Source organism: Edaphobacter lichenicola, from assembly GCF_014201315.1.
Lineage (GTDB): Bacteria > Acidobacteriota > Terriglobia > Terriglobales > Acidobacteriaceae > Edaphobacter > Edaphobacter lichenicola_B.
On record NZ_JACHDY010000002.1, the window covers coordinates 1,111,203 to 1,137,700 of the forward strand.

A 26,498-nucleotide genomic window follows, 5' to 3' on the forward strand; every position below is an offset into this window, starting at 1 on the left:
TTGTTTTCCTCGAAACTTTCCTGAATGGAAGTGTGTCTGTATAAGTATTGCGCTTTGTCAGGTCCTCCCTCCGCTAGTGAACCGGGCGCCTTTGTGCGTGCAGCAGAATCGTAACTTTCTATGGCAAAGCTTTTGTCACTCCCCGCACTCCCCACGTTTCGCGATCCGGCAGGCAGCATCGAGGTTCGTCCCGATGGAGCTTACCGGAGCATTCGAGCTCCCTTCGACGAGGAGATCCTTGCGTTCCTGGCGACTCCGCTCGCTTCGGAGATGGTTGCACAGGGACGGCTTGTGGCTAGCGAGGTGGTGTCATCCCCTCACGCCGAGACGCTGGTACTGCGCCATCCGCGCATCTCGTTCCAGTCCTACCCGTGGGAGTGGAGTCCAGGGATGTGGCTTGTTGCGGCGGAGCTTACTCTGACTCTGTGCAGCGACCTCATCGAACAGGGTTGGCAGCTAAAGGACGCGACGCCTTTAAATGTGCTTTTTCAGGGGGCGCAGCCGATCTTTGTCGATGTGCTTTCGATCGAACGCAGAGACCCGCATCAACCGATCTGGCTTGCGTACGGCCAGTTCGTTCGAACGTTTCTGTTGCCGATGCTGGCTTACTCCCGGCTGGGATGGCCCCTGCGTACCTCGCTGACACGCCGCGATGGATATGAACCGGAAGAGGTCTATCCGGCACTTTCGCTGGCTTCGCGGTTCCGGCAGCCAGCTCTGTCGACTGTTACGCTACCGTCGCTGCTCGCGAAGACGAAGAAAGGCAGGGCCGGCAAGGGAACGCCGCAATCCGTGAGAGACCCTGACCTTGCGAAGCAGATTCTGCTGAGAACGATGAGGACGCTGCTGAATCATATGCGGAAGGTGACGCCGGCCCACCGCTTCTCTAACTGGTCGCACTACGCTGAGACGGCGAACCACTACAGCGACGAAGACCATGCCGACAAGCGCAAGTTTGTGAGCGATGCGCTGGGGAGTGCGCGGCCTGCGAAGGCGCTCGATGTGGGTTGTAACACCGGGGTGTATTCGAATCTGGCCGCGGACGCCGGTGCCGAGGTCGTCTCGATCGACACGGATCTACCGGCGGTCGATCGCCTGTACGCAGGCCTGAAGGAGAACGGGAAGAACATCCTTCCGCTATGCGTCGATCTGGCTCATCCCAGCCCGGCTACCGGATGGGAGAACCGGGAGAGTGCCTCGTTCCTTAGCCGCTGTGCAGGCCACTTCGACGCCGTGATCATGCTCGCCGTCCTGCACCATCTGCTGCTCCATAATCAGATTCCGATGGACCGCATCGCCGCGCTCTGCGGCGAGCTGACAACGCGACACCTGATTGTGGAATGGGTGCCAGCGACGGATCAGAAGTTCCAGGAGCTTCTGCGCGGACGCGATGCACTCTACCAACACGTTACCGAGACGGCATTTCGCGAGGCTTTTGGGAAGCATTTCACGGTCTCCGACGAGCTGACGCTGGCGAACGGGCGCATCTTGTTTCATCTTCAGAAGAGATAGGGCACATCGCGGAGCGTTCGGGAATACCGATGGCGATGAGCAGGCAAGTGCCTACGAGTATCTAGGACTATCTACGCGGTTCTGGATTGATCTCTGTGCGAGGCAGGAAGTTGCCGTTCCGTTGGAGACGCTGGCTTCCAAGGCCGCAACCCGCTACCATGGAACTCCAAGGAGTCTCATGCCCTCAATTGAAAGCAATCAGCTGCTGCTCGCCGCGGCTGCCGCCGCCGAAGACAAGAAAGCTGAAGATATCCGCATCCTCGCGCTGGATCCGGCCGAAAGCGGCCTGACCGATTACTTCCTGATCTGCAACGGAACGAACGACCGGCAGAATGTAGCCATCACCGATGAGATTGAGCTTCGCCTGAAGCGCGAGTTTGGGGTTTACCCCAACTCTGTCGAGGGCCGTCGCCAGGGCGAATGGATTTTAATGGACTATGTCGATTTCATCGTCCATGTTTTTTCGGCTCAGAAACGCGCGTTTTATGGACTCGAGCGGTTGCGGAAGTCGGCTACTACGATCAGCGTGGCCGAGCTTGATGCAGAGGTGAGTGCCCGTATCAAGCAGAGCCGCGCGAAGATGACAAGTAAGGCGGCTCCACAGAAGAAGACCGCAGCCGTTACGAAATCCAGTGCAGCCGTAAAGAAAGCTGCTGCCAAGAAGGCCGTGCCAGTCAAAGCGACGGCTAAGAAAGTCGTCGAGAAAACGGCGGTTCCGGCCAAAACGGCGAAGAAAGTTTCCGCAAAAAAATCTGCCAGGGCAAAAAAAGCGAGAGTCAAATAAATACTGGGCTTTTACAGGGGTTTTTGGAAAAGACAGGTGTTTCGGAATGGTTTTTTGTGGTCAGTTTGTGGTGAATTGTATGGTAAACGTGGTCGCGAAACAGCATGTTTTTGACCTGCTGAAAAACAGGACACGGATTGTAACTTTATTTTGAGGGTTGGTTTGGAGTCCTTCAGAAGAACGTCCGAGGCATCAAGGGCAATACCAATCCAGCTTATCGGGGTCAAGAGCATCACTTCGGTCTGATCGTGGGTTCCCCCCAAAGACGTATAAACAATGGCGAAGAGTAAAAGAGGCGCCCTTTTGGCGCCTCTTTTTTACTCTTGGTGAATCGCTGATTAGAACGTGAACTTGCCCCACAGGACGATGTTCCGACCATAGGTGAAGGGAGCATTTCCTGGCGTAGCTTGTCGAGCATTGGAACGGTTGAGGAAGTTAGGGCTGCCAATATCGGCCACGTTGGTGTCCAGAATACCTACATCGTTGTGGTTGCCGAGGTTCTGAACCTCGGCGCGAATGATAAAGGCTCCGCGATCAAGGTGCAGATACTTGGTGCCGAAGCCTTTTTCGACCGCGATGTTATTCGTGGTAGAACCGGGGTTCGAGAAGCTGTTGCGTCCGATCTCCTGGTGCAGGTTTTGATTCAGCGGCTGGTAGGGGATGAGCCACCGGACAGAACCTGGGGCGACCGGATTCAAAGAGCCGTCGCCATTGATTGCGGCGGCAACATCATAGTACGTTCCTGCCAGCGTCGGGTCGAAGTTGCCGCCGTCGATTGCGGCTGTAGCGATAGGAGCATGAATGTTGCCGATAAGCGGACGATCGTTGAAGGCATTACCGTCGCCGTTCGTATCGAAACCTGCGATCTGCACTGTGCTGTAGCTTCCGGTCTGGAACTGCTCTACGCCAGAGATGGTCCAGTGGCGCGTCAGCGCACCCAAGGCCGCGTTGGCGAAGCTATTGCCACTTGAGAAGCCTGCGGGAGACCATACATAGGCAACTGAGACAAAATGACGATGATCATAAGCGGACGGCCCCCACTCCTGGGCAAAACCATTCGGACCCAGATCGGCCTGATAGGAAGTGTTGGGGTTTGCTCCTGTGGCGAAGATCTCCGAGGCGTTGTCCAGGCTCTTGCTGAAGACGTAGTTGGCGCTTATGAGCAAGCCATGCTGGAAGTTGTGAGTGTATTCCACCTGCGCTCCGTGATAGCTGGAGGAGGCGAAGTTTCCGCGAGCGTTGATAACACCGCGGGTGGGATTGAGACGCTCGCCACTGCCGTCCGGAGCAAAGTAGTTGTACTGCTTGTTTGAGTAGAGTTTCTTTCCGAGGCTGCCAACATACCGCACGGCGATGAGATTCGATCCGCGAAGCTGGTGCTCGACTCCGAGGTTGAATTGGTAAGTGTAGGGGTTAACCAGGCCCTTCACTACGCTGGTAACCGAGGAGGTGGGACGAAGACGTGGGGTGATGGATGGGATCAGCGAGGTTGCGTTGGCGAGGCCGTTGCCTTGAGTGGAGACGAGCGTCCCTGAGACTGCATTTGGAGTCGCCTGGGCCGCGTTCACAACAAAGTTGCTGAAAGGACTGTCGTAGGAGACGCCAAAACCGCCCCGGACGACTGTTTTGCCTCCGCCAAACAGACCCTCGCCGTGAGGGGAATAAGCAAAGCCAAAACGCGGGGCGACGTTATTGGTATCGTTCTTTACCTTGATGACGGTGTTGATGGCCTGGTAGGGGTTGAACGGATCGATCGCCGGATAGGGTAGAGAGTTCTCCGGGTTGGTCAGGTAGTCATAGCGAATGCCAAGGTTCAGGGTTAGATCGGAGTTTACTTTAACATCGTCCTGTGCGAAGACACCGCTCCGCCAGCCGTGGGGATCAACCCGGGTGCTGCCGAAGGTCTTGGTGGCTGTGCCAGAGGGACCGAGCTGGTTCTGAAGGAAGTTACCGAGCGAACTAACACCACTCCCGCCTTTGTTGAACAGGAGCGTTCCCTTAGCGTTCAGAGAGACAACATCGGTTTCGATGGTTCTACCGATGTCAAAGCCGAATCGAAAAGTCTGATGGCCACGAGTGAGAGACACAGTGTCTTGTACCTGGTAGAGATCTTCGTGACGTCCCTGCGGGAAGTTTTGATCCGGCCCAAGAGAGGTTGCGCCGCCCGAGTCGACTGCTACGTTCGCGATGCTGAGGGTTGATAGCGCATATAGGGGGTTCGCAAGCGTTGAGGAGGTAGGGGAGAAGAGAAAGCCAAGTCGGGTTTCAGAGCCTCGGAGCTCGTTGACTACATTTGGTCCGAAGACATGAGTCCAGGTTCCGGCACCAAGTTCAGACGGACCACCTTGCTGGGTATCGAAGCCGGGGAGCGCACTGCCATTGTTGAAGAAGTCCGGGCTCAAGCTTTGCCGATCATGAAGATACCGGAAGGAAAAGCTGTCCGCCGCGTGCGGCGCAAAGTCTATGCGATACGTCCACTGGGTGTCCGGGTTCGACTGCGGCGCATTCTGCCGCTGGAAGAAGCCTGTAGTCACGGTGCATCCCTGCGGACAGTTGTTCTGAACGCCGACGTTGATATTGGTGACGACTCCAGCGCTTGGAAAAGAGACGAAGTTGTTGAGATAGCTGCCATTGCTGAGATACTGATCGAGCAGAGCAACCTGTGGACCGCCGATAGCCTGCAGTTGGGCATATCCAGCAGCGTCGGGTAGCTCCAAACGGGTAGGAACTTCGTTCCCGTAGAGACGGGAGATCTGCAAGGCACCAAATGCAAAGAGTTTATCTTTGATAATAGGACCGCCTGCTGTAAAGCCATATTGGTGCTGATTGAATCGTGCCTTGTTGGGCGGGACATAGCCGTCAGGCGGCGGCCCATGCACAATGCCTTGCCGTGTGACGCCATCGAGCGAGTCAAGACCTGATCCGGTGTAGCGCTCAAAGACGGAGCCGTGATACGTATTCGTGCCAGCCTTGGTTACGAGGTTGACAACTGCTCCGCCGGCGCGGCCATACTCGGCGGACGGCGTATTCGTGATCACCGTGACAGACTGAAAGATGTCAGGAATGTTCGGCTGGAAAGCCTGACCGCCGATACCGACATCGTTGATCTCTTGTCCATCGAGGAGATAGTTGTTTGCGCGAGGACGAGCTCCGTTCACCTCTATATTGACGCCGTTGGAAAAGCCGCTATTTTGGCTTACCGGCTGGACTCCGGGTACCGTCAGCGCAAGTTCAACGGGATTGAGAGTAAAGATGGGCAGGTCCTGAAGTTGACGTGTCGAGATCACGCCCGCGAGCTGACCGTTTTCGGTGTTGATACCACTATTCACGGCTTCGACCTGGACGGTATCGCTGACACCGCCGACTGTGAAGGTAGCGTCGAAGCTTGTCACGATGGACGCGTTGACTACAAGATCGTTCGTCTCAACCGTCTTGAAACCGCTGTGCTTCATTTGAACGCTGTACCGTCCGGGTGTGAGCGCCTCCAGACTGTAAGCGCCGTCGTTGCGGGAGATTGTGTTACGAATTTCGTGCGTGTCTTGATTTGTTACGATCACCTCAGCCCCCGAGACAACGGCCCCGGTTGAATCGCGAACTACCCCGGAAAGGATGCCTTTGCTGGTCTGCGCCTGGAGGATTCCTGAGGCAAAGATAAGGGCGGCAGGAGCGAAATAGCGGAAGTACTTCAAGGACATTGGGATTCTCCTAGATGTTTGGGGCTCGGGAATTGCGTGAAAATGCGAGCGACACTAAATGCTATCTGCACGTGTATTGCCATTTCAAAAATCCCCGCTTCCATATGAAATGCAGTGTTTTAGCGATCAGTCTACGAAGATCTGTGAGAATACGAATTTACGAGCCCTAACTCTATGATTCTCGGAAGAAACGAATTCTGCAGCGTTGGTGCACAATAATGAAGATCACGCTCTGCGCCATCACTCCTCGGCGTTCCCGGTCTAAAACTGATTCGAACGACCGCATGATTGAGGAATATGTCAAAAGGACTACCCGTCATTCACCATGCGAGTCGGAGCTTTTTGACAGCGAGGCTGCGTTACTGGACTGGGTGGACCGGCAGGCGGGGCGGACTCCAGCTTATGCGATTCTGCTTGATAGTCGTGGGAAGGAATATAGCTCTGAAGAGTTTGCCGGTCAGATTGGGCGGCTTCGCGATGAGGGAACACAGCGGCTGGTGCTTGCGATCGGGCCGGCGGACGGCTGGTCCCCGGAGGCGCGGCAGCGGGCGGATCTGCTTCTCTCTCTGGGTCGCATGACGCTGCCGCACCAACTGGCGCGGGTCGTGCTGGCGGAGCAGGTCTACCGCGCGTTTACCATCTTGGCCGGCCACCCGTATCACTCGGGGCACTGACCTTTTGTTGGTTGTCGCTTGGGGCGGCGACAGGCACGATAGCTCTGACTTCGTCAGGCCGATGGCCCTACATGCGGATCGTCGATGCGGCCCCCTCGATTGAGATGCACTCGATGAAGCGTATACAGGAGCTTGATGTGGTCGGAAGATCTGTTCTGAAGGTAAGAGTTGTGAGCACACTCCTACTCGTCAATTCGTGCATCTTTGGCCTTGCGAGGTTTGGAGGTCATCGTTTCGACTATACATTTTTCGGACACGCGCTGAGGATTCGCGCATTTTCCGGCTGCTGCGCGGGTGAACGCACGATAGAGACGGTCCACGTCGACTTGCCCTTTGCGCCCCTGTGCCTCCAGGGCGGAGTGCATGGCCGATAACAGCTCAGACCTTAGTTCATGGAAGATCCTGTCGATATAGATGTACGGCAATTGACCCTCCGCGGCCCCTGACACACGATACATGGGCCACGTGCGACGGTGCGCGAGACAGGCAGGCGTCCGGCATGTGTTGCCCCTGCTTCACTTGGACCGAAAGGGGGGACTGGTGCTTCGAAATAGTCAGGGGCTGCTGCTCTTGGGGCGTGGTCGAAAGTCTCCATAAAAAACTCTCGGATAGTCGTTCGTTCAGGTCAGAGAAGGTCGTAATCGAGAACGATCTTATCGTCCATCCCACAATAGATGGTTCTTTTGTGTAGGTTTAGCGCATGTTTTTTCTTAATTAGAAAGCATCCATGGCCTAGGCTGATGCAAGCGCACATTTGCGCACTAGGAGCCTTCCCCATGAATAAGTCGATCCGCAATCTCGCGCTGACCGCCACTGTCCTCTTCTCCACCGCTGCTCCGATGTTTGCAAACACCACAACTGGAGTTCCACACCCAAACTGCCTCATTCTTTCGCTTGGGGACTACGCGGGAATCGTCCTCTCGGTTCTCGGGTTGTAAGATCGTTCCCGATAGGCTGGCGAGGAAAGCATGAATTTTCCGGCTCTGGACAACATCATATGGGCGGCGAATTTTCTAGGTATCGCCGCCCTCCTCCTCGTGTTGCTCGTGCGTAGGCGATGGCGTCAGTTCCCGATCTTCACTTGGTTCATGGCCTATTCCATTGTTGTGTCTGCTGGAATGTTCTTGATTTCGCGTTACAGCACGCCGACGGTCTACCGGATTGCTTATTGGACTATTTCCGGCGGCGACATTTTATTCCAGCTTGGTTTGATCTTTGAGATCACCCGTGTTGTTTTGCGCCCAACTGGAACGTGGATTCGGGACGCACGCTCTTCGTTTGTGCTCGTCGGGGTGACTGGCACAGCCGTTGCCGCTGGACTTTGCCTTGCAATAAAGACGCCGCCGGGTTCGACCGCCGGAATCTGGGAGATTCGGGGGGACTTGTTCACTGCCTTGCTCGATTGTGGACTTTTTCTCGCTATGCTCTTTGCTTCCAACAGGTTAGGGCTGGAATGGCGTAACCACGTGATGGCCCTCGCGCAGGGATTGACGCTTTGGGCTTTCGGCTCCGCTGTCAGCGACCTGGCCAGTATCTTTCTGGGATGGACGCAGCAATATCGAGTGGTCCAGCTTTTCCCCTCTTTCCTCTATATTGCCGTCTTGTTGTACTGGGCGGTGGCCTTCTGGAGGCCAGAACGCGTCCGTGCGCCTCTTTCGAACGAAATGAAAGATTATCTCGTTGCTCTTCACACCCGAGTGCAGTACGATCTTCAGCAGGTCACTCGTACGCGCGACCACACGTAACCCATATGGCACCTATAGTCATTACCGCTCTGGTTACTATCCTGTTAGGCTGCGCCCTTCTCCATTCCTATTTGACGGCAAGACGTCTGGCTCGCTGTACGTGGGAGGAGCTGGTGGCCAAGCTTCATCCGATTGAGTCTAAGGGTGTAATGACCGTGGCACTGAATCATCTTGTGCCGCAGAAGGATGCTCTCAATCTGGAGCCGGCAGAGATGTGGAGTTTGATGGGCGGCCTCGAAGGGGTTCAGCGGATGCGCGAAAACGGCCGGATCTTGGTCGCGCTCGCCTCCTACGTGGAACGTTGGAACTTCGACGAAGGCATCATCATTGCCGAGCGTATGCGCCGCGACGGATTGCAGCTGCGCCGCGCAGTCACACAAATTATGGTGGCGACCTTCTTCGGACGGCAACAGATGCGGATTCCCTTCTATCTGCACGAAGTGGCCTCTTCGTACTACCTGATGCGGCAGAGGCTGCTGGTTCTGTATGAGACCAATCATTCTGGTCTCTACTCTCGCCTTGCCGAAGCGCTCTAATCTCCAGCTCAACCACCAACGCACCGCGCAAACTGTTCAGTCGTTACAATGAACAGGGCGACGGTCGAAAGGGTATGCAAGGATGAGTTGGTTCAAGCGCGAAGATAACGAGATCGTCAACGACTCGGAGAAGACGGTTCGGACCGAGGGACTATGGATCCGTTGTCCCGACTGCGGCAAGATTCTATTCAAGGCTGAGCTTGAAGCCAACCAGCACGTCTGCTGGCACTGCGGCCATCACTTTCGCATTGACGCTCGTACGCGGATTGAAAATCTGCTGGAGCCGGGGTATGAGCTTGTCGACCTGGAACTTCGCTCGACCGATCCTTTGAACTTTACCGATCTGAAGCCCTACAAGCGGCGGCTTGCGGAGGCGCAGACAAAGACCGGGTTGAACGACGCGATCGTTAATGCCATTGGACAGCTTGGGCCGCACAGCGTTGTCCTTAGCGTGATGGAGTACGCCTTTATTGGCGGGAGCATGGGAGCGGTTGTCGGCGAGACAATTGCGCGGGCGGTCGATCGTTCGCTGGCCACACGACATCCGCTGATCATTATTGCTGCCTCGGGTGGTGCACGCATGATGGAGGGTATTGCTTCGCTGATGCAACTGGCGAAGATCTCTGCGGGTCTGGCGCGCATGGATGATGCGAAGATTCCTTATATCTCGGTGATGACAGATCCAACTACAGGGGGCGTCACTGCAAGTTTTGCGATGCTCGGCGATCTGAATATCGCAGAGCCGGGGGCGCTGATCGGCTTTGCGGGGCCTCGCGTGATCGAGCAGACTATTCGGCAGAAGCTGCCGGAGGGCTTTCAGCGCTCCGAGTTTCTGCTTGAGCATGGGTTTCTTGATGCGATTGTCTCGCGTAAAGAGATGAAAGACTATCTTTCGCAGACCTTGAGCTGGATGGGCGCTTAGGCGCGGTTAGCGGATCGCATGCAATCGGCGAGTCCATCACGCACAGCACTTCGCGTAGCACTACGCCGCGCGGCGCACCAACTCTACGATGCAAAGCCTCTCGTCTTTGAAGACCCTGTTGCCGTCCCCATTCTCGGCGGCTCCTACGCGGAGGAGTTGCGCCGGACTCCAACTCGCAATCCGGATCGAAAGGATCGGCCGTTCTCTGTTGGTCTGCGGGCTTTCCTGGTTGCACGTAGTCGGTATGCCGAAGACACTCTTGCCCGGGCTGTTTCGCAGGGTGTTAGCCAGTATGTTTTGCTTGGGGCGGGGCTCGATACTTTTGCTCATCGAAATCCTTATCCCCAACTTCTCGTCTTCGAAGTGGACCATCCGGCTACGCAGCAGTGGAAGCGCGATCTTCTTGAAAACACTGCGCTATCTGCGCCGAGGAACCTTACTTATGTGCCTGTGAACTTCGAAGAGCAGTCTCTCCTCGCTCAGCTACAGGCCGGCGGATTCAACACGAAGGCACCGGCTGTGTTCGCATGGCTTGGCGTGGTCCCGTACCTTACGCTTGAGGCCTTCCGCGCTACAACCAGGTTTCTGGCGTCACAGGCTGCTGGCAGTGCGCTCGTTCTCGACTACGGCCAACCGCGGTCCGCGCTTCCATTCTTTGAGCAACTGGCCCACGACTCTCTCGCTTCACGGGTTCAACAGGCCGGAGAGCCGTTCAAGCTCTTCTTCACTCCGCCTGACATCGCTGCTGAACTCAGCGCGTTCCGTAGTCTTGAAGATCTTGGGTCTGCTGAGATCAATGCCCGCTACTTCACCGGCCGCGCCGACTCGCTGAAGGTGCTTGGGAGTGCTGGGCGCTTGCTCAGTGCGTGGCTTTGAGGCCCATCGGCGCGTCGGCCATCGTAGGATTGAGTAACTATCAGGAGATGGCTGCCGGATGACAAAGACAAAGAAGGCCGTTCACCGGTGCGCATGGGCAGACAACGATCCACTGATGCGCGTGTATCACGACGAAGAGTGGGGCGTGCCGGAGCGCGACAGCCGCGTGCTGTGGGAGGCGCTCATGCTCGATGGCTTTCAGGCAGGGCTATCGTGGCTCACCATCCTGCGTAAGCGCGAGGCTTTTCGTAAGGCATTTCGGAACTTCGATCCGAAGAAGGTTGCTCGTATGGGTGAAGCCGATGTCGAGCGCCTGATGCAGAATGAAGGCATCATTCGTTCACGCGCCAAGATTGAAGCGACCATCAACGGCGCACGGATTTATGTGGCTATGGCCGACGCGGGAGAGGACTTCTCCACCTACGTCTGGAAGATGGCTGGGAACAAACCGATCCAAAATTCCGGACCGGTTCCCGCTAAGACTCCACTGTCTGAAGAGATCTCTGCCGCACTGAAGAAACGCGGCTTCAAGTTTGTCGGCCCTGTCATTGTGTATGCGTGGATGCAGGCTGTTGGCATCGTGAACGACCATAGTCCGGACTGTTTTCGGCGTAAGGCCGTTTGAACGGGTGCAGGGCGCAGTTATTTCGCGGCTTTGGTGGCGAGCATCCCTGCGGCGGCGAGGTTCGCGGTTAGATCCGCGGGGAAGCCGTGGCGTTGTTCCAGCCATGCGGGATCATTCCAGGAGAGGAGCACCTTGCCGTCGGCTCCTTCGGCAACAAGGATTCTTAGCGGAAGATCGAGCGCTGCCGACGGTGCGGCGAGCATGACGGGAGTGCCGGCCTTCGGGCTGCCGAAGATCAATAACTTTGTCGGATGCATCTCGAAGCCCGCTGTGGCTGCCTCGCCAGAGTGATCCACAATGGCGAACAGCTTGACTCCCTTTTCCTTGAGAAGAGCTTCGAGCCGGGAGACTGTCTTGTCGACGGAATATCGGCTGGTGCAGGTTTTTATTCCTTCGCTCGTCTTCTGATCAGTCATCATCAAACCTCCGAATTAAGTTGGCCACTTAACGAAGATAACCCCCTCGGAAGGGGGTATCTGTGAGCTGGCGATGATAGTTATTTGTGTTTTTATTTCGCTGCGTTGGCGGGAGGAACTGCGTTTGGATAAATTTCGGGAATTGGCGCGGTTCTTTGCTTCTCCAACTCTGGATGCGGGAACGGCTTGCGCGGCATCATGGCCTCGCGCTCGCTGGTGTTGTAGAGGAAGATCGCCTCGACTACCGCTGCCTGCTCGAGATCGAGCGCGTGCAGACGGTCGTAGGTGTCCATGTCGGAGTGATGGGTTCGCGTCTCGTAGTCCATCGGATCCTGAATGTACTGGAAGCCTGGGAGACCAACCGCATCGAACGATAAGTGATCGGTGCCGCCGGTGTTGCGGTTGGAGATCGTCGTTACGCCGAGGTCGGCGAGGGGCGCGATCCACTGCTTGAAGATCGGAGCAATCGCCCAGTTGTCCTGCGTGTAGACGCCGCGTACCTTGCCTGTGCCGTTGTCCAAATTGTAGTAGGCGTCGAGGGTCTCCCACTCCTTGGTCGTGGACAGAGCGCCATGCTGACGCAGAAAGGAGGGCACGCTTGCAGGCTCGGGAACCTTTGGCTCTGCGAAGGTACCGAAGTGCTGCTTGACGTATCCCTGTGAGCCGAAGAGACCCTGCTCTTCGCCAGACCAGAGCGCGATCCGGATGGTGCGTTTGGGCTTGACGCCGAGAGACTTCAGGATTCGAACGGCTTCCATTGCGACGATCGAACCTGCGCCGTTGTCGGTCGCGCCGGTACCGGAGATCCAACTGTCGAGATGGCCGCCGACCATGACGACCTGATCCTTCAACTTGGGATCGGTTCCGGGGATTTCTGCGACCGTGTCGAAGCCATGCTCGTGGTCGCCGGTAAACTTCGTTTCGATGTTGAGCTCGAGCGTTACCGGGACGTGGTTTTCTACCATGCGTCCGAGGCGATTGTAGTGCTCGATCATCATCACCGCGTTGGGGATGGTGACTGCGTTTTCTTTTTTCTGTGCGTCGCGGGCGAGGTTCGCACCGTTGTCGTCGAAGATAATGCCGGTTCCACCTCCGTCTCCGCCGTCGCGGCTCGGTGTCAGCACAGCAAGCGAGCCCTCGTCTGCCATCATCTTGAGGGCAGCTTTTCGAATCTCGCTGATCTTCATGCGCTCGGCGAGGAACTTTGCAAATTCTGGAGAGCCCGGGGTGAAGCGTCCGCCACGCGACTCATAGGTTTCCATCTCCTTAAGTTCTGCATCGGTGTAGCGGCGGAATAACGGGTCGGTGATGTCGGGGGTGGGACGCATTGCGCCCAGGAGAACGATCTTGCCTTTGAGCGTCCCTTTGTATTTCTCGAGGTCGCTCATCTCCTGCACGTTCATATAAACGACTTCGCCGGTGACCGGACCGTTGGTTGCTGGGGACCATGGAGCAGCTTGTGCCCAGAGGGGTTCTGGATCGGGCGACACCATTCGCACCCAGGTGTTGATCTGTTGCCAGCCCATGCCGAACTCGCCCCAATCTTCGAGGTGTGCGTTTTCGAGACCAATCTTCGTCAGCGTGTCACGCGTCCAGGCGTTGGCCTTGGCCATGTTCGGCGAGCCGGTTAGCCGGGGTCCGATTCCATCGGCCAATGCCCCGCCGAACTCCATCACGTGGGAGTGTTTGAAGCCCTCTTCGCGGATTCGCGCATACATCGTGAGATCGATGTTCTCGGTCGCGGGCTGCGGTCCGTAGTAGGAAGGGGTTTCGACCGCGGCATCTTTGGCTTTCTTGTCTGCGGCGACGGAAGGAACGGCGAAGCTTGCGATTGCAGCCGTACAGCAGCCCCAACGCGCAAAGGCACGAACAAATGACATACTTGATGGTCCTCCGGAAGTGTTCTGAGAGCGAAGAATAGCAGATATCACCGATAGACCGCATCGAGCGAATCCCTTCTCAGACTTATTTGGAGAACCGAGCGAAAACTATCTGACTGGCTATTAGCTTTTGCGAAGCTGCCTGCGTATCCACAGGGTGCCCAGGTAAGACAGCGCCACCAGCAGCACCAGGACGCCCACCGGCAATCCAACCCGCGTGTAGGTCAGCGAGAAATCGACCGCATGGTGGGTTGCCGTGTTGTAGAAGAGAACTGCGAGGATTGCGCAGAAGGTCGCCGCGAAGAAAGCTGCAAACCCCAGCGCAAAGCTCATCAGGAGGCTGGTAAACCAGCCCAGGTCGCCCAGGGGTACACCAAAGAGATAGCCCGCGCCAAAGGTTCGAGGCGAGGCTGAACTTCCGTTCTGCGATGCTTGCGCCATACCAGTAGAATACTGCTTTATGGCAGAAGGTGTTCAGAGCGAGTTGGTACAAGCAGCACAGGTGATCCGCAAGGCAGTGGTGCGGCAGGCGCCAAACGGCATTCGTTATGCGGCGTTTGGTGATAACAACCTTGAGGCAAGTGACCTCGAGCGCATGGTCCAGGCTGTGCCCATCACCATCTCCGGTGCAATCTCGCGCAAGACTTACTACTTTGTGCCGCTTGCTTTGAGCGAGGCTCGGGGCAGCGAAGCTACGATGGTTGCGTCGGCCTACACACCTGAGCTCGGCGACCAGGCGATCTGCCATCGCAACGTGACGCACGATGGCACGGACGGCGTCTTCATCTCTACTCGTCTGCTGGGGGACCGATTTGCGCTGGCGTTTGAGTTCTTCATCAATGTTGGCCACGCCTTCGTCGATGCTGTGGGTGTTCCACAGGCCTTTGACCAGCTCGTCTGGGGTCAGGCTCTGGCTGATGTTCGCGGTGAGACCAGCCAGGATGCCTGGGAGAGCCGCGGTCTCGCGCTTGGCGGGAAGGCGGAAAAGATTGACGGCAAACCGGTGATCGACGAGAAGGCCAAAATAGCCTTCCTTGAATCTGCTTTCTCGGACGCAGTCGCTATCTATCAGCTCTCGCTCTCGGTAGACTTCGACTACTCCGAGCTTCGGGAGCGTGAGTATCCGCTGCTCGCTCCTCTGGCACTCGCGGATCGTCTTCGCCTGGTGGCGCGGCTCTTTCCACCGAACCCGACCTACGAATTTTCCATCCGATATCGTCGGCGCGCCTGAGCTGTGGCCGTGATATATTCGCGCGGAAATCTCGTTCAATCTCGATTTAGCCGCTTGTTGCCAAGCCGAAGAAGAACGCTGGAGCACTGCTTGCGAACAACTAGCAGGTGAGACCAAATCGGCAAAGAAACATCTAATTTCAGTGGAATGGGAGACGTTAATGCCTGCAATTCGAAGCTGCAAACAGTGTGGCCAGAAGAATCGTATTGCTGCAAATCACCTTTCCGACACAGGCCGTTGCGGCGCGTGTAAGACTCCGCTGCCGCCGCTCGACGAGCCTTTGCAGGTCGATGCGGCGCTCTTCGACGAGATTGTCCAAAACTCGCGCGTCCCCGTTCTCGTTGACTTCTGGGCGGAGTGGTGTGGGCCTTGTCGTGCTGCCGCTCCAGAGGTTGCGCGCACGGCGAGGGATATGGCGGGAGACGCTCTTGTGTTGAAGGTCGATACCGACAAACACCAGCAGTTCGCCGCACGGTTCCAGGTGCGCGGTATCCCCAACTTCGCCGTCTTTTCGGCCGGCAAGCTTGTGAAACAGCAGGCTGGCGTCGTTGGGCACGACGTGATGGAGGAATGGCTGCGATCTGTTGCGCCGTCTCGAACGGCCTGAGGAATGGGACTCGTATACTTGGCGCGGAGTAATTGCGTGTGAAGGATACGAATCGATGAAGCTGATCTTTCTCTATGGTCTGCCCGCTACCGGAAAGTTGAGCGTCGCGCAGGAGTTGGCAGCGATGACCGGCTACAAACTCTTCCACAACCATCTCACGGTCGATCTGCTTCTGTCGGTCTTTGACTTCGGTTCGCCAGGCTTCGTCGCACTGCGGGAAGAGATCTGGCTTTCGGTATTCGATCAGGCCAGTCTTAGCCAATTGCCAGCCCTCATCTTTACCTTCGCCCCCGAACCAACGGTGCGGCCCAGCTTTCTTCCGAACACGCTGAATACCACTGCTCAGAGAGGCGATGAGGTGGAGTTTGTCGAACTCGTCTGTCCGCTAAGCGAGTTAAAGCGGCGACTGAACAGTCCATCGCGACTTCAATATCGCAAATTGACTTCAGAGATGCTGTTCGATCAGATTCATACGGCGGGAGGATTCGAGGGATCATTCCTGCCGAAGCCACGGATCTCGATCGACACGAGTTTATGTACGCCCCCACAGGCAGCCGCGAAGATCGCTGAAGTGCTGGCACTGGATCTATCGCTGACTTGACCGGGTTGTGGCTCAGAAGCGATCTACCAATCGCGGCTGTGATGGGGGATACGGCCGCAGTCGCCTTCGGTGAGGTAGCAGCGGAGTATTCCGAAGAGCACGGTTGCGCCAGCACCGATGATCATGAAGAGAATGCCGGTTGTAATTCTTCCCGTGAAGTATGGAAACAGGAAGACTACAACTCCCGCGTACATCAAAATCGTCAGCACAATCCGCGTAATGCTTCTTGTCATGTCTCTACCTCCCAGTAGAGGCCCCGGCAGTTGATCTTTTCAGCAGGAACAGATTCTTTTGCTTCGGCACTCGTCCCAGGCCCATGCGAGGATTCGCTTTCAGCTATCTACACGCGTTGGTATGGCACATCCTACTCTGACGCGATTGAGTTTTGCCAAATTTTTCGGTGTATCGGGGGCAACTGCAACGTCTTGCAACTTTGCAAGGCCGGAGAGAAGTTGAGCATGTAGTTGTGGCAAAACGCGTTATCCGGTCACAATCCCCATCGCGAGGACCGCGCCCAGGACCGCGCTCAGATCCTCGACGAGTGCCACCGGCCAGTCTTTACACCCTAACCACACTACGATCTCTCGGCGAATCAGGAAGCCGGCGAAGGCACCGATCAAGGATCCCAGCACGCAGAGGATGACGCCCTCGACTCCGGATCCGTTGAGTCCTGCAGCCACGATGGCTCCAACCAGACCGGCAAAGACAAGCCTTGCGATCAATGGGAACGGTGCCGTTCGATTGGGCGTCTTAGGTAGCTTGTCCCCAACGAGCTCGCCTAATGCCAGCACGGTGAAGACGATTGCGGTGACGAGTTTTCCGCTCCAGGCCGCCCAGCTATCGTCTACTGGTAGATGACCCGCGTAGGCGAACCAGCAAAGAACAGCCATGGCGGTCATCGTTCGGAGGCCGGTGACGAGACCTAGCAGGGGGATGGCGATCAACCAGGTCAACATTTGCATCGCCATAAAGTCCCCTTTCCTTCGAAGGTTCGAAAAGACAGCGCTCCTGGTTCACTGCCATCGGTCTGTGTCAGCGTTTCAAGCGAAAACTATACTCGCAGATTCGTTATCGGCTGCAGCGGTGAATCGAAGTTGCCGCGCCACATACCGCACTTACGATGTCTATTTAGGCTGAAACAGTTTGATTTCGAGAAGGTTATGTTTCTCGCAGCCATTTGTACAGAGGGAAATTCTCCGCCATTTCGAGCACTTGGTTGCGGATCTGCTGCAACTTGGTAGAGTCGGTCCGGTGTTCGAGAGCCTGCGCGATCCAGCCGGCAATGACGCGCATCTCGGGCTCCTTCATACCCCTTGTCGTCAAGGCTGGCGTGCCGATTCGGATGCCGCTGGGCTTCATCGGCGGGTTCGTGTCATAGGGGATTGCATTCTTGTTGACCGTGATCCCAGCCTCTCCCAGAGCGTGTTCTGCCTCTGAGCCTAGTATTCCTTTCTGGAAGACGTCGATGAGGATGACATGCGTGTCGGTGCCCCCGGAGATGATGCGATAGCCCTCGGCGGCGATGGCTTCGGCGAGGACTTTGGCATTGGTGACTACCTGGCTCGCGTAGGTCGCGAACTCCGGTGCCAGAGCCTCTTTGAAGGCTACTGCTTTGGCCGCGACGATGTGAATGAGTGGGCCACCCTGTTGGCCAGGAAAGACACTGCGGTCTACGCCTGCAGCAAACTCCTGATTGCAGAGGATCATGCCGGCGCGCGGTCCACGCAGGGTTTTGTGGGTGGTGGTGGTGACGATGTGGGCGTGGGGAACGGGCGAAGGATGGGCTCCTCCAGCTACCAGGCCGGCGAAGTGGGCCATGTCGACCATGAAGTAGGCGCCTACTTTGTCGGCGATGGCGCGCATGCGGGGGAAGTCGAACTGGCGCGGGTAGGCGCTGCCTCCCCCTACGATTACCTTAGGTTTTTCGCGGAGTGCGGTGGCTTCAAGTTCATCATAATCAACGGTTTCGGTATCTTTGCGGACCTGGTAGCCGACGATTCTGTAGAGTTTGCCTGAGAAGTTGAGCTTGTGGCCGTGGGTGAGGTGGCCGCCGTGGGCCAGGTCGAGGCCGAGGAGGCAGTCGCCGGGGTTGAGGATGGTCATGTAGGCGGCGGCGTTGGCCTGGGAGCCGGAGTGGGGCTGGACGTTGACGTGGTCGGCGCCGAAGAGTTGTTTGGCGCGGTCGCGGGCTATGTTTTCGACGACGTCGGCGTACTCGCAGCCGCCGTAGTAGCGCTTTCCGGGGTAGCCTTCTGCGTATTTGTTGGTGAAAACGGTGCCTGCGGCCTCGAGCACCGCGCGGCTTACGAAGTTTTCGGAGGCGATCATCTCGAGGCCTTCGTGCTGGCGCTTTATTTCGTTTTCAATCTGAGCGGCGATTTCGGGGTCGGCGGCGGCCAGCGGGGCGTTACGGTCGATGGGCATGGCGTTATTTTATGTCACGGTTTTCTGCGTTTTTTTTCTGGGGTGGTGGCGGAGTGGGGTTTTGTGGTTTTGCTGTAGTTTTTGAGGGGTGTTTTGGGAAAAGGGGGTGTTTCGGTGTGGTGTTTTGATGGTGAGTTTGTGGTGGAATGCGTGGCTGATGTGGACACGAGACAATGCACTTTTCGGCAGCTAAAAATGCGCCACGAATTTCAAGTTTATTTTTTGTTCTGCTTCTTCGTTCTGCTCCTTTGTTCTGTCCTAGGACTGCTTGCGCGGTCTGAGCGCCAGAATGTCATAGACCGGCTTATTGTCCGCGAAGACGCGCCACTCGGCTACCTGCCCGTTGTTGATCGTTGCCAGCCAGGCTGCGGGCGTTTGCCAGGCGACATTGTCGATCGTGCCGCCGGCTACGCCAGTCGACATGACTGTGTCTGAGTTCGCGAGAGTTTTTCTGACTACGATGGCGTAGTCCGGGCACATGGCAAAGTATGCGCGCCAGCCGGTCTTCATGGAAGCGGCTCCCTGTACGCGGTTGCCCAACGAATCTACGAAGAGATGATCGGTTGTCATGAGCCGGATCAGAGCTTCAATGTTGTGGCTGTTGATCGCAACAACGAACTTTTCAAACGTCTCCGTTGCGGATGCGGGATTGGTTTCTATGGACATAGAGGGTCCTCCTGGGCAGTAGGTTCGGGCAGTTTACGCCTGCTGTCCGCCAGGAGTTGTTTCTATTGTGTTGAGTAGTTGCCAAGTTGGTTGCCTCTGAAAATGTAATATTTCGAGATATTTCGACGGTTAATTTTGGTTTTCGAACGAATAAGGTTTTAACGGGGGCATCCATTCGGTAGCTGTTGGCGTTCTTACTTACAGCAAGCAGCATTTGAGAGGATCACCTATGCAGACTCTATATATTGGAATTGCGTTTTCGATGATGGTGATTCTTCCGCTTCTTGTCGCGAAGTGGAGCGGGACGCCACGAGAGGATTTCGACTCCTCCATCAATAGTGAGCGATAAACAGCTTCGTTCAATCAGAAGATTAGAAGGCCACGAATGTGAGACGTTCGTGGCTTTTCTCTGCGCGTTGTGAAGTTGAGAGTCCGAGGCTTTGTTATTGGCTACCAGCTTCCCCGGTGAGTAGCGCTGCGGAGCGTGCCTGGGTCTTTGCAACGGCAGAGTTCAGGATTAGCCCTGGCATCGGCCACCGCAGTAAAATCCACCCAACAGAGATGAAGCGCACCGTTCTCAGCCACGTCCTACTTCTCGGCCTCGTCGGCGGCGTCCTCATCGCCATCCTCCGCTGGTCCGAGTACCAGTTCCTCGTCATCGAGCACTCCTTTGAGATCTATGGCGCCATCGTCGCCATCCTCTTTTCTGCCTTCGGCATCTGGCTGGGCCTCAAGCTCACCAAACCTCGCGAAAAAATCATCCTCCGCGAAGTCCTCGTCCCCCCGGCCGCGCCAGCTACGCTTGACCCCTTCACTGCGAACCAGCCCCAGCTCGACGCACTCGGCATCACCCCTCGCGAGCTCGAGATCCTGAGCCTTATCGCTGAGGGCCTCAGCAACCGCGAGATCGCCGGCCGTCTCTTCGTCAGTGAGAACACCGTCAAAACCCACTGCAGCCGGGCCTTCGACAAGCTGGGGGCTCGCCGTCGCACCCAGGCCGTCCAGCTAGGCAAACAACTCGGCCTCCTCCCCTAGAGCAGTTCGCTGTGGTGTACCCGAGGCTTCAGGTGCTATGGCCGTTTTGCGGTAGTGGGTCAGCTTCGAGTCCGTGACCGCAAGAAGCAACTGAAAACCCCGTTTTCAAGGACTTTCGATTCTGGCTGACATCACTCGTCAGCATCGAGATCAATCGGACCCGAAGTGGCCCCGTAGGATCGCGAGCATATAAGCTTTTCTTCGACCGCACAACGCATCTCTGAGAGGTCCAGATGAGAGCACTTCTACTCGCCGCAATCCTCGGCTCTGCAGCCTTGCTCTCAGGCGCCACCCCACGTCCTAGCCTCGCCGGCACTGTTCTCGATTCGAACGGCCACCCACTTGCCGGTGTTACCGTCATGGTCTACCACGCCGGCGTCAAGGTTGGCTACAGCACTTTCTGCCCAAGCTGCTACGTCGACTGCGGCAAGCGGACCAAAACCGACGCCAAGGGCGCCTTTGAGATCAAGGACCTCGCCCCCGACCTCTGGTTCACCCTGCTTGCGGCCCGCGACGGATACGTCCCCGAGATTACTAAGACCATCGACCCGGTGAAAGTTCCCACTGTCTCCCTCAAACTCGCCGCCAGACCTTCAACCGCCGACTTCAGTGGCACCGTTCGCGGTCGCGTCGTCGAGTCGGACGGCTCGCCCGTCCCGGACGCGATCATTAATCCAACCGGCCTCATCATTGGAGAAGGCAGCACCTACGGCGCCGTCCCGGGACTTCAGCCCATCTCAGTCACCAACAAGCAGGGAGAGTTCGAAGTCGCCTACTCGAAACCCACGCCGAAGATGCTCCTCGAAGTCGAAGCCCGCGGGCTGGCCCCAAAGTTTGTTGTCATGGAGACCGGACCCGACCGCCGCTCCGTCACCCTCGCCGATGGGGCTACCATCGTCGGCCGTCTCGTCCAAAATGGTAAGTCAGTCCCCAACGCCCAGATCGGTCTCATCGCGAAGGAACGTGGCGGTTTCGGCGACAACCTCAATCTCATCGGGAATCCATATGAAGTAGTTCGCATCGGGACCGACGCAAACGGCCGCTTCACTATTCCCAACGTTCCCGCCGCCGTCGACTGGTACCTTTACGCCACCATGGACTCCATCTCCACCCTCGGCGCAGCCAGCCCAATCGAGGTCTACGTCGGCAAAGACGGCCAGTACCTGCAGGTTCCGGACCTCGTCATCAAACCCGGCTTATACATCCGCGGAACCATTCATGCAAGCGATAACAAGCCAATTGCGGATGGCATGCGCGTGACCCTCTCATCCGAAACGGTCTGGGACTTTCAGACCGTCCCGCTCGTCGCCGGCTACTTCGAGTTCACTAGTCTTGCATTTGGCAAATACACTATCAGCGCGTCCGTCAAGGGATACCACGAAAAAAACCCGCAGTACGGCCCCACCCCTTTTTCGGTCGATCACGACGTCGACAACTTCACGATCACGATCTACCCAAACGCTCCTTAGGTGGACGGTGCACATGTGTCTGCAAAGTCCGGTTTTCGGCAAGTTGAGTCGTTCACATCAAACTGACCCACTATCCGTTTTTCCCAACAAGAACGGCGCTCGCATATCGTAGGATTGGGCGCGGTGACAGTGAAAGTGCTCTGAGCGGGGTCCTGAAATGTCGTGGCGTGACCGAAAAACGTACCCCAGCGGCTAAAGCCGTATTGCAGTGGAAGCGCTTTACGGCACGGCTGAAGCCGTGCCCTTAACGAAAGAAGACTTTTCGGCATTCTCTTATACCCTCATCCCAAAGCATGATTTGCGGCACCCATCCCTCAAAATCACCCAAAAGCATGACGACAAGCACCGCCTCCGTCCTGCAAAGTGTCTTCAAGTCCACCTCTACAGGAGCCTCACATTGAAGAAGACCATTGTTACCTTCGGCCTTATCTCCGGCGTTCTCTCCTCCGTCATGATGTGCGGCACGCTCCGTTTCCTCAGCGACCTCAACCACGGTCAAAAAGCTCTGGTCATCGGCTACACGACCATCGTGCTTTCCTTCCTCCTTGTCTACTTCGGCATCCGCTCCTACCGGGACAACCTCGCCGGCGGCACTATCACCTTCGGCCGTGCCTTCACGATTGGCATTTGCATCACCCTCATCTCCTGCATCTTCTACGTCGTGACGTGGGAGATACTCTACTTCAACTTCATGCACGGCATCATGGACAGCTACTTCGCTAAGCTCATTGAGAAGGCTCAATCTGCACCCGGCACCGCCGAAGCGATCCAGGCCAAAGTCGCCGCCATCCGCCACGAGCAGCAGATGTACGAGAACCCCTTGGTCAACGCGCTCTACACCTTCATAGAACCGTTCCCAGTGGGGCTTCTCATCACCCTGATCTCCGCGGCCATCCTCCGCAAGAAGCCACAATCGCAAGCCACGTCACTTGCGGCGACAGCTTAAAGAGCTTCGCGTTTAAGGGTACGAGCCTTCTGAGAGCTGACCCCAGCGGCTAAAGCCGCATTTGAAGATGGGCCAATTGCGGCACGGAGACCCAAGGCTAAAGCCTTGGGCTACCAGCCGTGCCCTTAACGTTCACCAGAGCCACTCGGTGCTTACCGAGGCTTACCGTTTCTTGAGACTTGCTTGAGGTTCGAGTGCTGAGGCGGTCTTCGTTTGCGCGAGGTGCTTGAAGGATTTGTAGATGAAGGAGCCGAGATACCAGCCGTCGATGTACATGTTATAGAAGGGGGTGAAATTTTGGACCTTGAGCTTTTAGGCACTTACGCGGTAGGGGACAAGCACAGGAACGCAAGCAGAACGTGAATTAATAAAGCCTTGTAGAGTTAGCGGAATTTCCGTGGGTTAACGTACTATTTTGTCGATTGGTGTGGCTTGACAACGCTTAAGTAGAAGGCGTAGCGTGAGCGTCCTGTAGGTAACGCGATGCGTTCTGGACGCCGTGGAGAGGGCCAGCAGGCAGGTCAATTTTCCATCGAAAATCGCGCCGGGTAGTCCCAAGAAGCCTTTCAAGAATACATCGGGAGGTGGAAGATGGCAGATATTTCGGGCGGCATCCTAGATCCTTCGGTTTGGTATGATCCCCCGCCGGGGGGTGGCCTCGCGAACCCGACGAATGGGACGATGGTAAGAGGGGACCGGCTATTTTCGTTCGACCGACAATTTTATGTCGCCATGCAGACGGACGGCAACTTTGTCATCTATGGCTCAGCTGGGGATTTTTCAGGTTGGGCTGTCTCGAACTTTTACGATGAATACCGTTTGATCAATAAGGTGGTCATGCAGGGCGACGGTAACTTAGTGTGGCAGACGTACGACGGCGTGCCTCTTTTGGCGACAAACACGCAAGGCCATTGGGGTGCTTTTGCGGTGATGCAGGATGACCGCAACTTCGTGATTTACAACAGCGATAACAGTTGGTCTGGCTGGTCATCCGGGTCACAAGTATGAAGATGTGCCACTCACCACAGAGATCCCAGTAAAAATGATCGACGTGTTGAGAGGATACTCCTTAGCATTCAACAGAGTAGAATGATGAATTCACCACACGGCAGCGGAGCAACAAAACGTGCACCCATTCATGTGGCTCGCGGTTTGGGCAGCCCGCGCGGCATGGCTGAGCCTCGGTTCGTCCCCTCTGGTTCAACCACACCGCCTCCAGGCGGTTTTGGCTCCGTTGGCCTAAATCCCCGCCCGCGCGGCATAGTTGCGCCTCGTTTCGTCCCCTCTGGTTCAAGCACACCACCTCCAGGCGGTTTTGGCTCCGTTGGCCTAAATCCCCGCCCGCGCGGCATAGTTGCGCCCCGCTTCGTCCCCTCTGGCTCAAGCACACCACCTCCAGGCGGTTTTGGCTCCGTTGGCCTAAATCCCCGCCCGCGCGGCATAGTTGCGCCCCGTTTCGTCCCCTCTGGCTCCGCCTTGGGGACTAGCAGCTGAAGAGCACCGGGAAATCCCTTCGGCTTGTTTTTTCCCATCCTGGAAATCCCCGCCGTCGCAATTTCGATGGCAATCCGCGGTGCCCCAAAAACGGGGTTTTCGGCAACTTCGACTGATGAGGATAGCTGGGCACCGGATTGGTACCGATAAACGCGCATCTCGTCAGTAAAGCGTGTTCTGCTTTGGCAAGCGCGCGTTGGAAGTGACAGATTGAGAAGCAGGTTCCTCCACTCCGCTGCGCTCCGGTCGGAATGACACCGTGTGGTAATTGCTCAGAAACAGTGAATTTATTGAGCTTTTGCGGTTAGGTGCGATTCGAGAGATGTGATGGTCTTCGTTTGTGCGAGGTGCTTGAAGGACTTGTAGATGAAGGAGCCTAGATACCAGCCGTCGATGTACTTGTAGGGGGTTTCGCCGGTGGTGTAGTGGCCGCAGGGGAGGACCTTGGAGATGTAGTCGATCTTGAGGGCGTCGAAGTTGGTGAGTACGTCGAGCGAGTATTTCAGGGGGAAGGTTAGGTCGTAGGTGGCGTGGACGACTAAGACTCGTTTGGGGGTTGCAGCGAAGCGGTCCATGTAGGACATGGGGCTGACGATGGAGAAGATCTCGCGGACCTGATCTTGCGTTAGGCCGGACTGCTCGAAGGCGGCGCGGATGTGGCGGGTGCTCTGGCCGGCCCATACGACGTCTCCGAACCAGGTGGAGGCGTGGTTGAAGGCGCAGACCTGGAGACGCTGGTCGAAGGCGGCGGCGATGAAGGCGTAGCAACTGCCGAGACTGGTCCCGAGGACGCCGAAGTGCTCGTAGCCCTGGGATTCGAGCCAGTCGATGCAGCTGCGGATGTCGACTACGGCCTGACGGCAGGCCTCGGTGGTGCGGCCTACGTTGGAGCTGACGGCGTAGTCGGAGCGCTCGAGTTCGGCTGGGCGGCGGACGTCGTGGTAGGGCTTGGAGAGGCGGAGGCAGGAGATGCCGAAGCTGTTGAAGAGGGTGCAGAGGGCGTTGTGGGAGAAGGCGTCGGCGTTCCACTGGGGCATGACGATCATGGCCTGCTTCGGCCTTCCCTTTTGTGCTTCGGGGTGGGCGGGATACCAGCGGGCGTTGACCTGGTCGTTCTCTGGATAGCGGGTGCGGATGGGCGAGGTGAAGCGAAGGAACTCGGCCTCTTCGATCTCGCCGGTCTCGGCCTGGCGTTTGAGTTCGGCATCCTCTTCGAGCGTCTCGGGGCGGACGTTGGTGGGGTAGAGCTGGGGGTGTCGGCGCTCGAGGCGGAAGTCGGTGGGGGTCTCGTAGCCGAAGAACTCGTCGGCTCGCGCGACGATGTCGCGGTTGACGGCGGTCATGCGGGCGTAGTCGTCTGCCACGGGCGTGTCGCCGAGGTGCGGGTTGGCTGCTAGAGCCAGGGGGCTGAAGTCCTCGAGCCAGTCGAAGCCCCACTCGAGGGGGCGAACGATGCGGTTGGTGTCGCGTGTGGTGAGGGCTGTCTCCCAGGAGTACATCCACTTTGCATAAAGCCTTGAGAGCATTCATTCAGTTTACCAAGGGTAGCGGGGGAGCGCCGGTACTGCCTGGATCGAAGCTCTGTCCTGCCGGACGGGCGCCCTGCGCGCGCCGCGGTCCCTTCGTGACTTGTATACCCCTTCGGTTGGCGCTCCCGCTGGTCGCGAACCTCCTCATTTGATGGTCCGCCGCTTGATTGCTCAGCCGCGTCGTATCTACGCTGCGGCTGCATGCGGGGCGAGGGCTCGATCCGCCTTGAGCCGAGGGCGCGCCAACCAGTACAAAGCGACGAAGTGCGTGATCATCAGCAGAGGCACGTAGAGGATCGGGATGGCATAGAGAGAGCCCAACTCTCCAGCCATCGCAGGAAGGTTGAGCCGGACAGCATGGTAGTAGGCGAGGAAGAGATCGACCACGCCCACGAGGTTGAAGGAAACGATGAACAGCCAGAAGAGGGGACGCGCCCTTGCTGTGAGAAGCGCCAGCAGGGCCAGGACTCCAGTCGCAAAGTCGCCATAGGCGGTGTAGGTAGTAAAGCCGGAGGGGAGATGAGGGCCGACAACGCCTGGGAGGAGAAAGACGAGGCCGAAGAAGCGGAAGCTATGCAGAGTCGCGATGGCGCGGTGCGCTTCGAACGGCTCCATCGACCTGAGTCTGGGCAGGATGTACACGCGGAAACAAAGTAGCCACGCGACATAACCTAAAGCGAGATGGATTCGGAAGATAGTTTCTGGCGACATTTGGGGCCTCCTGCCACATGGGATTATTTGTATCATCCTATGGACTCAGAATTTCTTCGAACGGGCCTTCGGTCCTTCGGTCCCGGGCGGATTGGTTGCACGGTGAGATGATCGTCAGCA

Annotated in this window: 26 protein-coding genes; 16 read left to right on the top strand and 10 right to left on the bottom strand. The window is 57.0% G+C overall.

Annotation, left to right across the window (positions count from 1 at the left end; translation table 11 throughout):
- Window positions 1-120 precede the first annotated feature (120 nt).
- Both HDF09_RS10910 and rsfS read left to right on the top strand, forming a co-directional pair.
- Complete coding sequence (locus HDF09_RS10910; RefSeq protein ID WP_183765900.1) at window positions 121-1,512, top strand: class I SAM-dependent methyltransferase; 1,392 nt, start codon at window positions 121-123, stop codon at window positions 1,510-1,512.
- Window positions 1,513-1,690: 178 nt separating this feature from the next.
- A complete protein-coding gene (gene rsfS / locus HDF09_RS10915) occupies window positions 1,691-2,296 on the top strand; it encodes a ribosome silencing factor (RefSeq protein WP_183765908.1) in 606 nt (201 codons plus the stop codon).
- 338 nt (window positions 2,297-2,634) lie between these two features.
- Here the strand turns inward: rsfS and HDF09_RS10920 are convergent, their stop codons facing one another.
- Entirely contained in the window at window positions 2,635-5,991 is a 3,357-nt protein-coding gene (locus HDF09_RS10920) for a TonB-dependent receptor (protein WP_183765910.1), read from the bottom strand.
- A gap of 218 nt (window positions 5,992-6,209) precedes the next feature.
- On the opposite strand from HDF09_RS10920, the gene HDF09_RS10925 reads away from it, so the two are divergent.
- The 7 genes from HDF09_RS10925 (at window position 6,210) to HDF09_RS10955 (ending at window position 11,369) form a co-directional block, all read left to right on the top strand.
- Complete coding sequence (locus HDF09_RS10925) at window positions 6,210-6,665, top strand: 23S rRNA (pseudouridine(1915)-N(3))-methyltransferase RlmH (protein WP_183765912.1); 456 nt, start codon at window positions 6,210-6,212, stop codon at window positions 6,663-6,665.
- A 776-nt stretch (window positions 6,666-7,441) separates the two neighbouring features.
- Window positions 7,442-7,603, top strand: a complete 162-nt coding sequence (locus HDF09_RS10930; protein ID WP_183765914.1) for a hypothetical protein — start codon at window positions 7,442-7,444, stop codon at window positions 7,601-7,603.
- A 30-nt stretch (window positions 7,604-7,633) separates the two neighbouring features.
- A complete protein-coding gene (locus HDF09_RS10935) occupies window positions 7,634-8,410 on the top strand; it encodes a hypothetical protein (protein ID WP_183765916.1) in 777 nt (258 codons plus the stop codon).
- Window positions 8,411-8,559: 149 nt separating this feature from the next.
- Entirely contained in the window at window positions 8,560-8,946 is a 387-nt protein-coding gene (locus HDF09_RS10940; protein ID WP_183765918.1) for a hypothetical protein, read from the top strand.
- 82 nt (window positions 8,947-9,028) lie between these two features.
- The gene (gene accD / locus HDF09_RS10945; protein WP_183765920.1) at window positions 9,029-9,868 is read left to right on the top strand and encodes an acetyl-CoA carboxylase, carboxyltransferase subunit beta; all 840 of its coding nucleotides are present in this window, start codon (window positions 9,029-9,031) and stop codon (window positions 9,866-9,868) included.
- An 18-nt stretch (window positions 9,869-9,886) separates the two neighbouring features.
- Window positions 9,887-10,744, top strand: coding sequence for a class I SAM-dependent methyltransferase (locus HDF09_RS10950; protein WP_183765922.1), 858 nt, complete (start codon window positions 9,887-9,889; stop codon window positions 10,742-10,744).
- Between the two features lie 58 nt (window positions 10,745-10,802).
- Complete coding sequence (locus tag HDF09_RS10955) at window positions 10,803-11,369, top strand: DNA-3-methyladenine glycosylase I (RefSeq protein ID WP_183765924.1); 567 nt, start codon at window positions 10,803-10,805, stop codon at window positions 11,367-11,369.
- A 17-nt stretch (window positions 11,370-11,386) separates the two neighbouring features.
- Here HDF09_RS10955 and HDF09_RS10960 read toward each other — a convergent pair whose 3' ends face one another.
- From HDF09_RS10960 to HDF09_RS10970, 3 genes are all read right to left on the bottom strand, one after another.
- A complete protein-coding gene (locus HDF09_RS10960) occupies window positions 11,387-11,788 on the bottom strand; it encodes a DUF302 domain-containing protein (RefSeq protein WP_183765926.1) in 402 nt (133 codons plus the stop codon).
- An 89-nt stretch (window positions 11,789-11,877) separates the two neighbouring features.
- A complete protein-coding gene (locus HDF09_RS10965) occupies window positions 11,878-13,665 on the bottom strand; it encodes a M20/M25/M40 family metallo-hydrolase (protein WP_183765928.1) in 1,788 nt (595 codons plus the stop codon).
- A gap of 123 nt (window positions 13,666-13,788) precedes the next feature.
- A complete protein-coding gene (locus HDF09_RS10970) occupies window positions 13,789-14,106 on the bottom strand; it encodes a hypothetical protein (protein WP_183765930.1) in 318 nt (105 codons plus the stop codon).
- 19 nt (window positions 14,107-14,125) lie between these two features.
- Between HDF09_RS10970 and HDF09_RS10975 the strand changes: the two genes are divergently transcribed.
- The 3 genes from HDF09_RS10975 to HDF09_RS10985 all read left to right on the top strand — a co-directional run bounded on the left by HDF09_RS10975 (window position 14,126) and on the right by HDF09_RS10985 (window position 16,104).
- A complete protein-coding gene (locus tag HDF09_RS10975; protein WP_183765933.1) occupies window positions 14,126-14,896 on the top strand; it encodes a hypothetical protein in 771 nt (256 codons plus the stop codon).
- Window positions 14,897-15,056: 160 nt separating this feature from the next.
- Window positions 15,057-15,503 carry a thioredoxin family protein gene (locus HDF09_RS10980; protein WP_183765935.1) on the top strand — a complete coding sequence of 149 codons (447 nt, stop codon included), beginning with the start codon at window positions 15,057-15,059 and terminating at the stop codon, window positions 15,501-15,503.
- Between the two features lie 55 nt (window positions 15,504-15,558).
- Window positions 15,559-16,104 (top strand): AAA family ATPase, encoded by a 546-nt coding sequence (locus tag HDF09_RS10985; protein ID WP_183765937.1) that lies wholly within the window; start codon window positions 15,559-15,561, stop codon window positions 16,102-16,104.
- Between the two features lie 23 nt (window positions 16,105-16,127).
- Here the strand turns inward: HDF09_RS10985 and HDF09_RS10990 are convergent, their stop codons facing one another.
- The 4 genes from HDF09_RS10990 to HDF09_RS11005 all read right to left on the bottom strand — a co-directional run bounded on the left by HDF09_RS10990 (window position 16,128) and on the right by HDF09_RS11005 (window position 19,194).
- Window positions 16,128-16,337, bottom strand: coding sequence for a hypothetical protein (locus tag HDF09_RS10990; RefSeq protein WP_183765939.1), 210 nt, complete (start codon window positions 16,335-16,337; stop codon window positions 16,128-16,130).
- A gap of 246 nt (window positions 16,338-16,583) precedes the next feature.
- Entirely contained in the window at window positions 16,584-17,072 is a 489-nt protein-coding gene (locus HDF09_RS10995) for a DUF4126 family protein (RefSeq protein WP_183765941.1), read from the bottom strand.
- A gap of 190 nt (window positions 17,073-17,262) precedes the next feature.
- Window positions 17,263-18,528, bottom strand: a complete 1,266-nt coding sequence (locus HDF09_RS11000) for a serine hydroxymethyltransferase (protein WP_183765943.1) — start codon at window positions 18,526-18,528, stop codon at window positions 17,263-17,265.
- A 258-nt stretch (window positions 18,529-18,786) separates the two neighbouring features.
- Window positions 18,787-19,194 (bottom strand): nuclear transport factor 2 family protein, encoded by a 408-nt coding sequence (locus HDF09_RS11005; protein WP_183765945.1) that lies wholly within the window; start codon window positions 19,192-19,194, stop codon window positions 18,787-18,789.
- Window positions 19,195-19,755: 561 nt separating this feature from the next.
- Between HDF09_RS11005 and HDF09_RS11010 the strand changes: the two genes are divergently transcribed.
- The 4 genes from HDF09_RS11010 (at window position 19,756) to HDF09_RS11025 (ending at window position 23,652) form a co-directional block, all read left to right on the top strand.
- Window positions 19,756-20,229: a helix-turn-helix transcriptional regulator gene (locus tag HDF09_RS11010; RefSeq protein ID WP_183765947.1), complete on the top strand. Its 474-nt coding sequence runs from the start codon at window positions 19,756-19,758 to the stop codon at window positions 20,227-20,229.
- 233 nt (window positions 20,230-20,462) lie between these two features.
- Window positions 20,463-21,698 carry a carboxypeptidase-like regulatory domain-containing protein gene (locus HDF09_RS11015; protein WP_183765949.1) on the top strand — a complete coding sequence of 412 codons (1,236 nt, stop codon included), beginning with the start codon at window positions 20,463-20,465 and terminating at the stop codon, window positions 21,696-21,698.
- Window positions 21,699-22,095: 397 nt separating this feature from the next.
- Entirely contained in the window at window positions 22,096-22,644 is a 549-nt protein-coding gene (locus HDF09_RS11020; RefSeq protein WP_183765951.1) for a DUF4199 domain-containing protein, read from the top strand.
- 591 nt (window positions 22,645-23,235) lie between these two features.
- A complete protein-coding gene (locus HDF09_RS11025; RefSeq protein ID WP_183765953.1) occupies window positions 23,236-23,652 on the top strand; it encodes a hypothetical protein in 417 nt (138 codons plus the stop codon).
- Between the two features lie 773 nt (window positions 23,653-24,425).
- Here the strand turns inward: HDF09_RS11025 and HDF09_RS11030 are convergent.
- A complete protein-coding gene (locus HDF09_RS11030; RefSeq protein ID WP_183765955.1) occupies window positions 24,426-25,664 on the bottom strand; it encodes an alpha/beta hydrolase family protein in 1,239 nt (412 codons plus the stop codon).
- Between the two features lie 189 nt (window positions 25,665-25,853).
- On the bottom strand, window positions 25,854-26,378 hold the full coding sequence (locus tag HDF09_RS11035) for a hypothetical protein (protein ID WP_183765957.1): 525 nt from the start codon (window positions 26,376-26,378) through the stop codon (window positions 25,854-25,856).
- Window positions 26,379-26,498 lie beyond the last annotated feature (120 nt).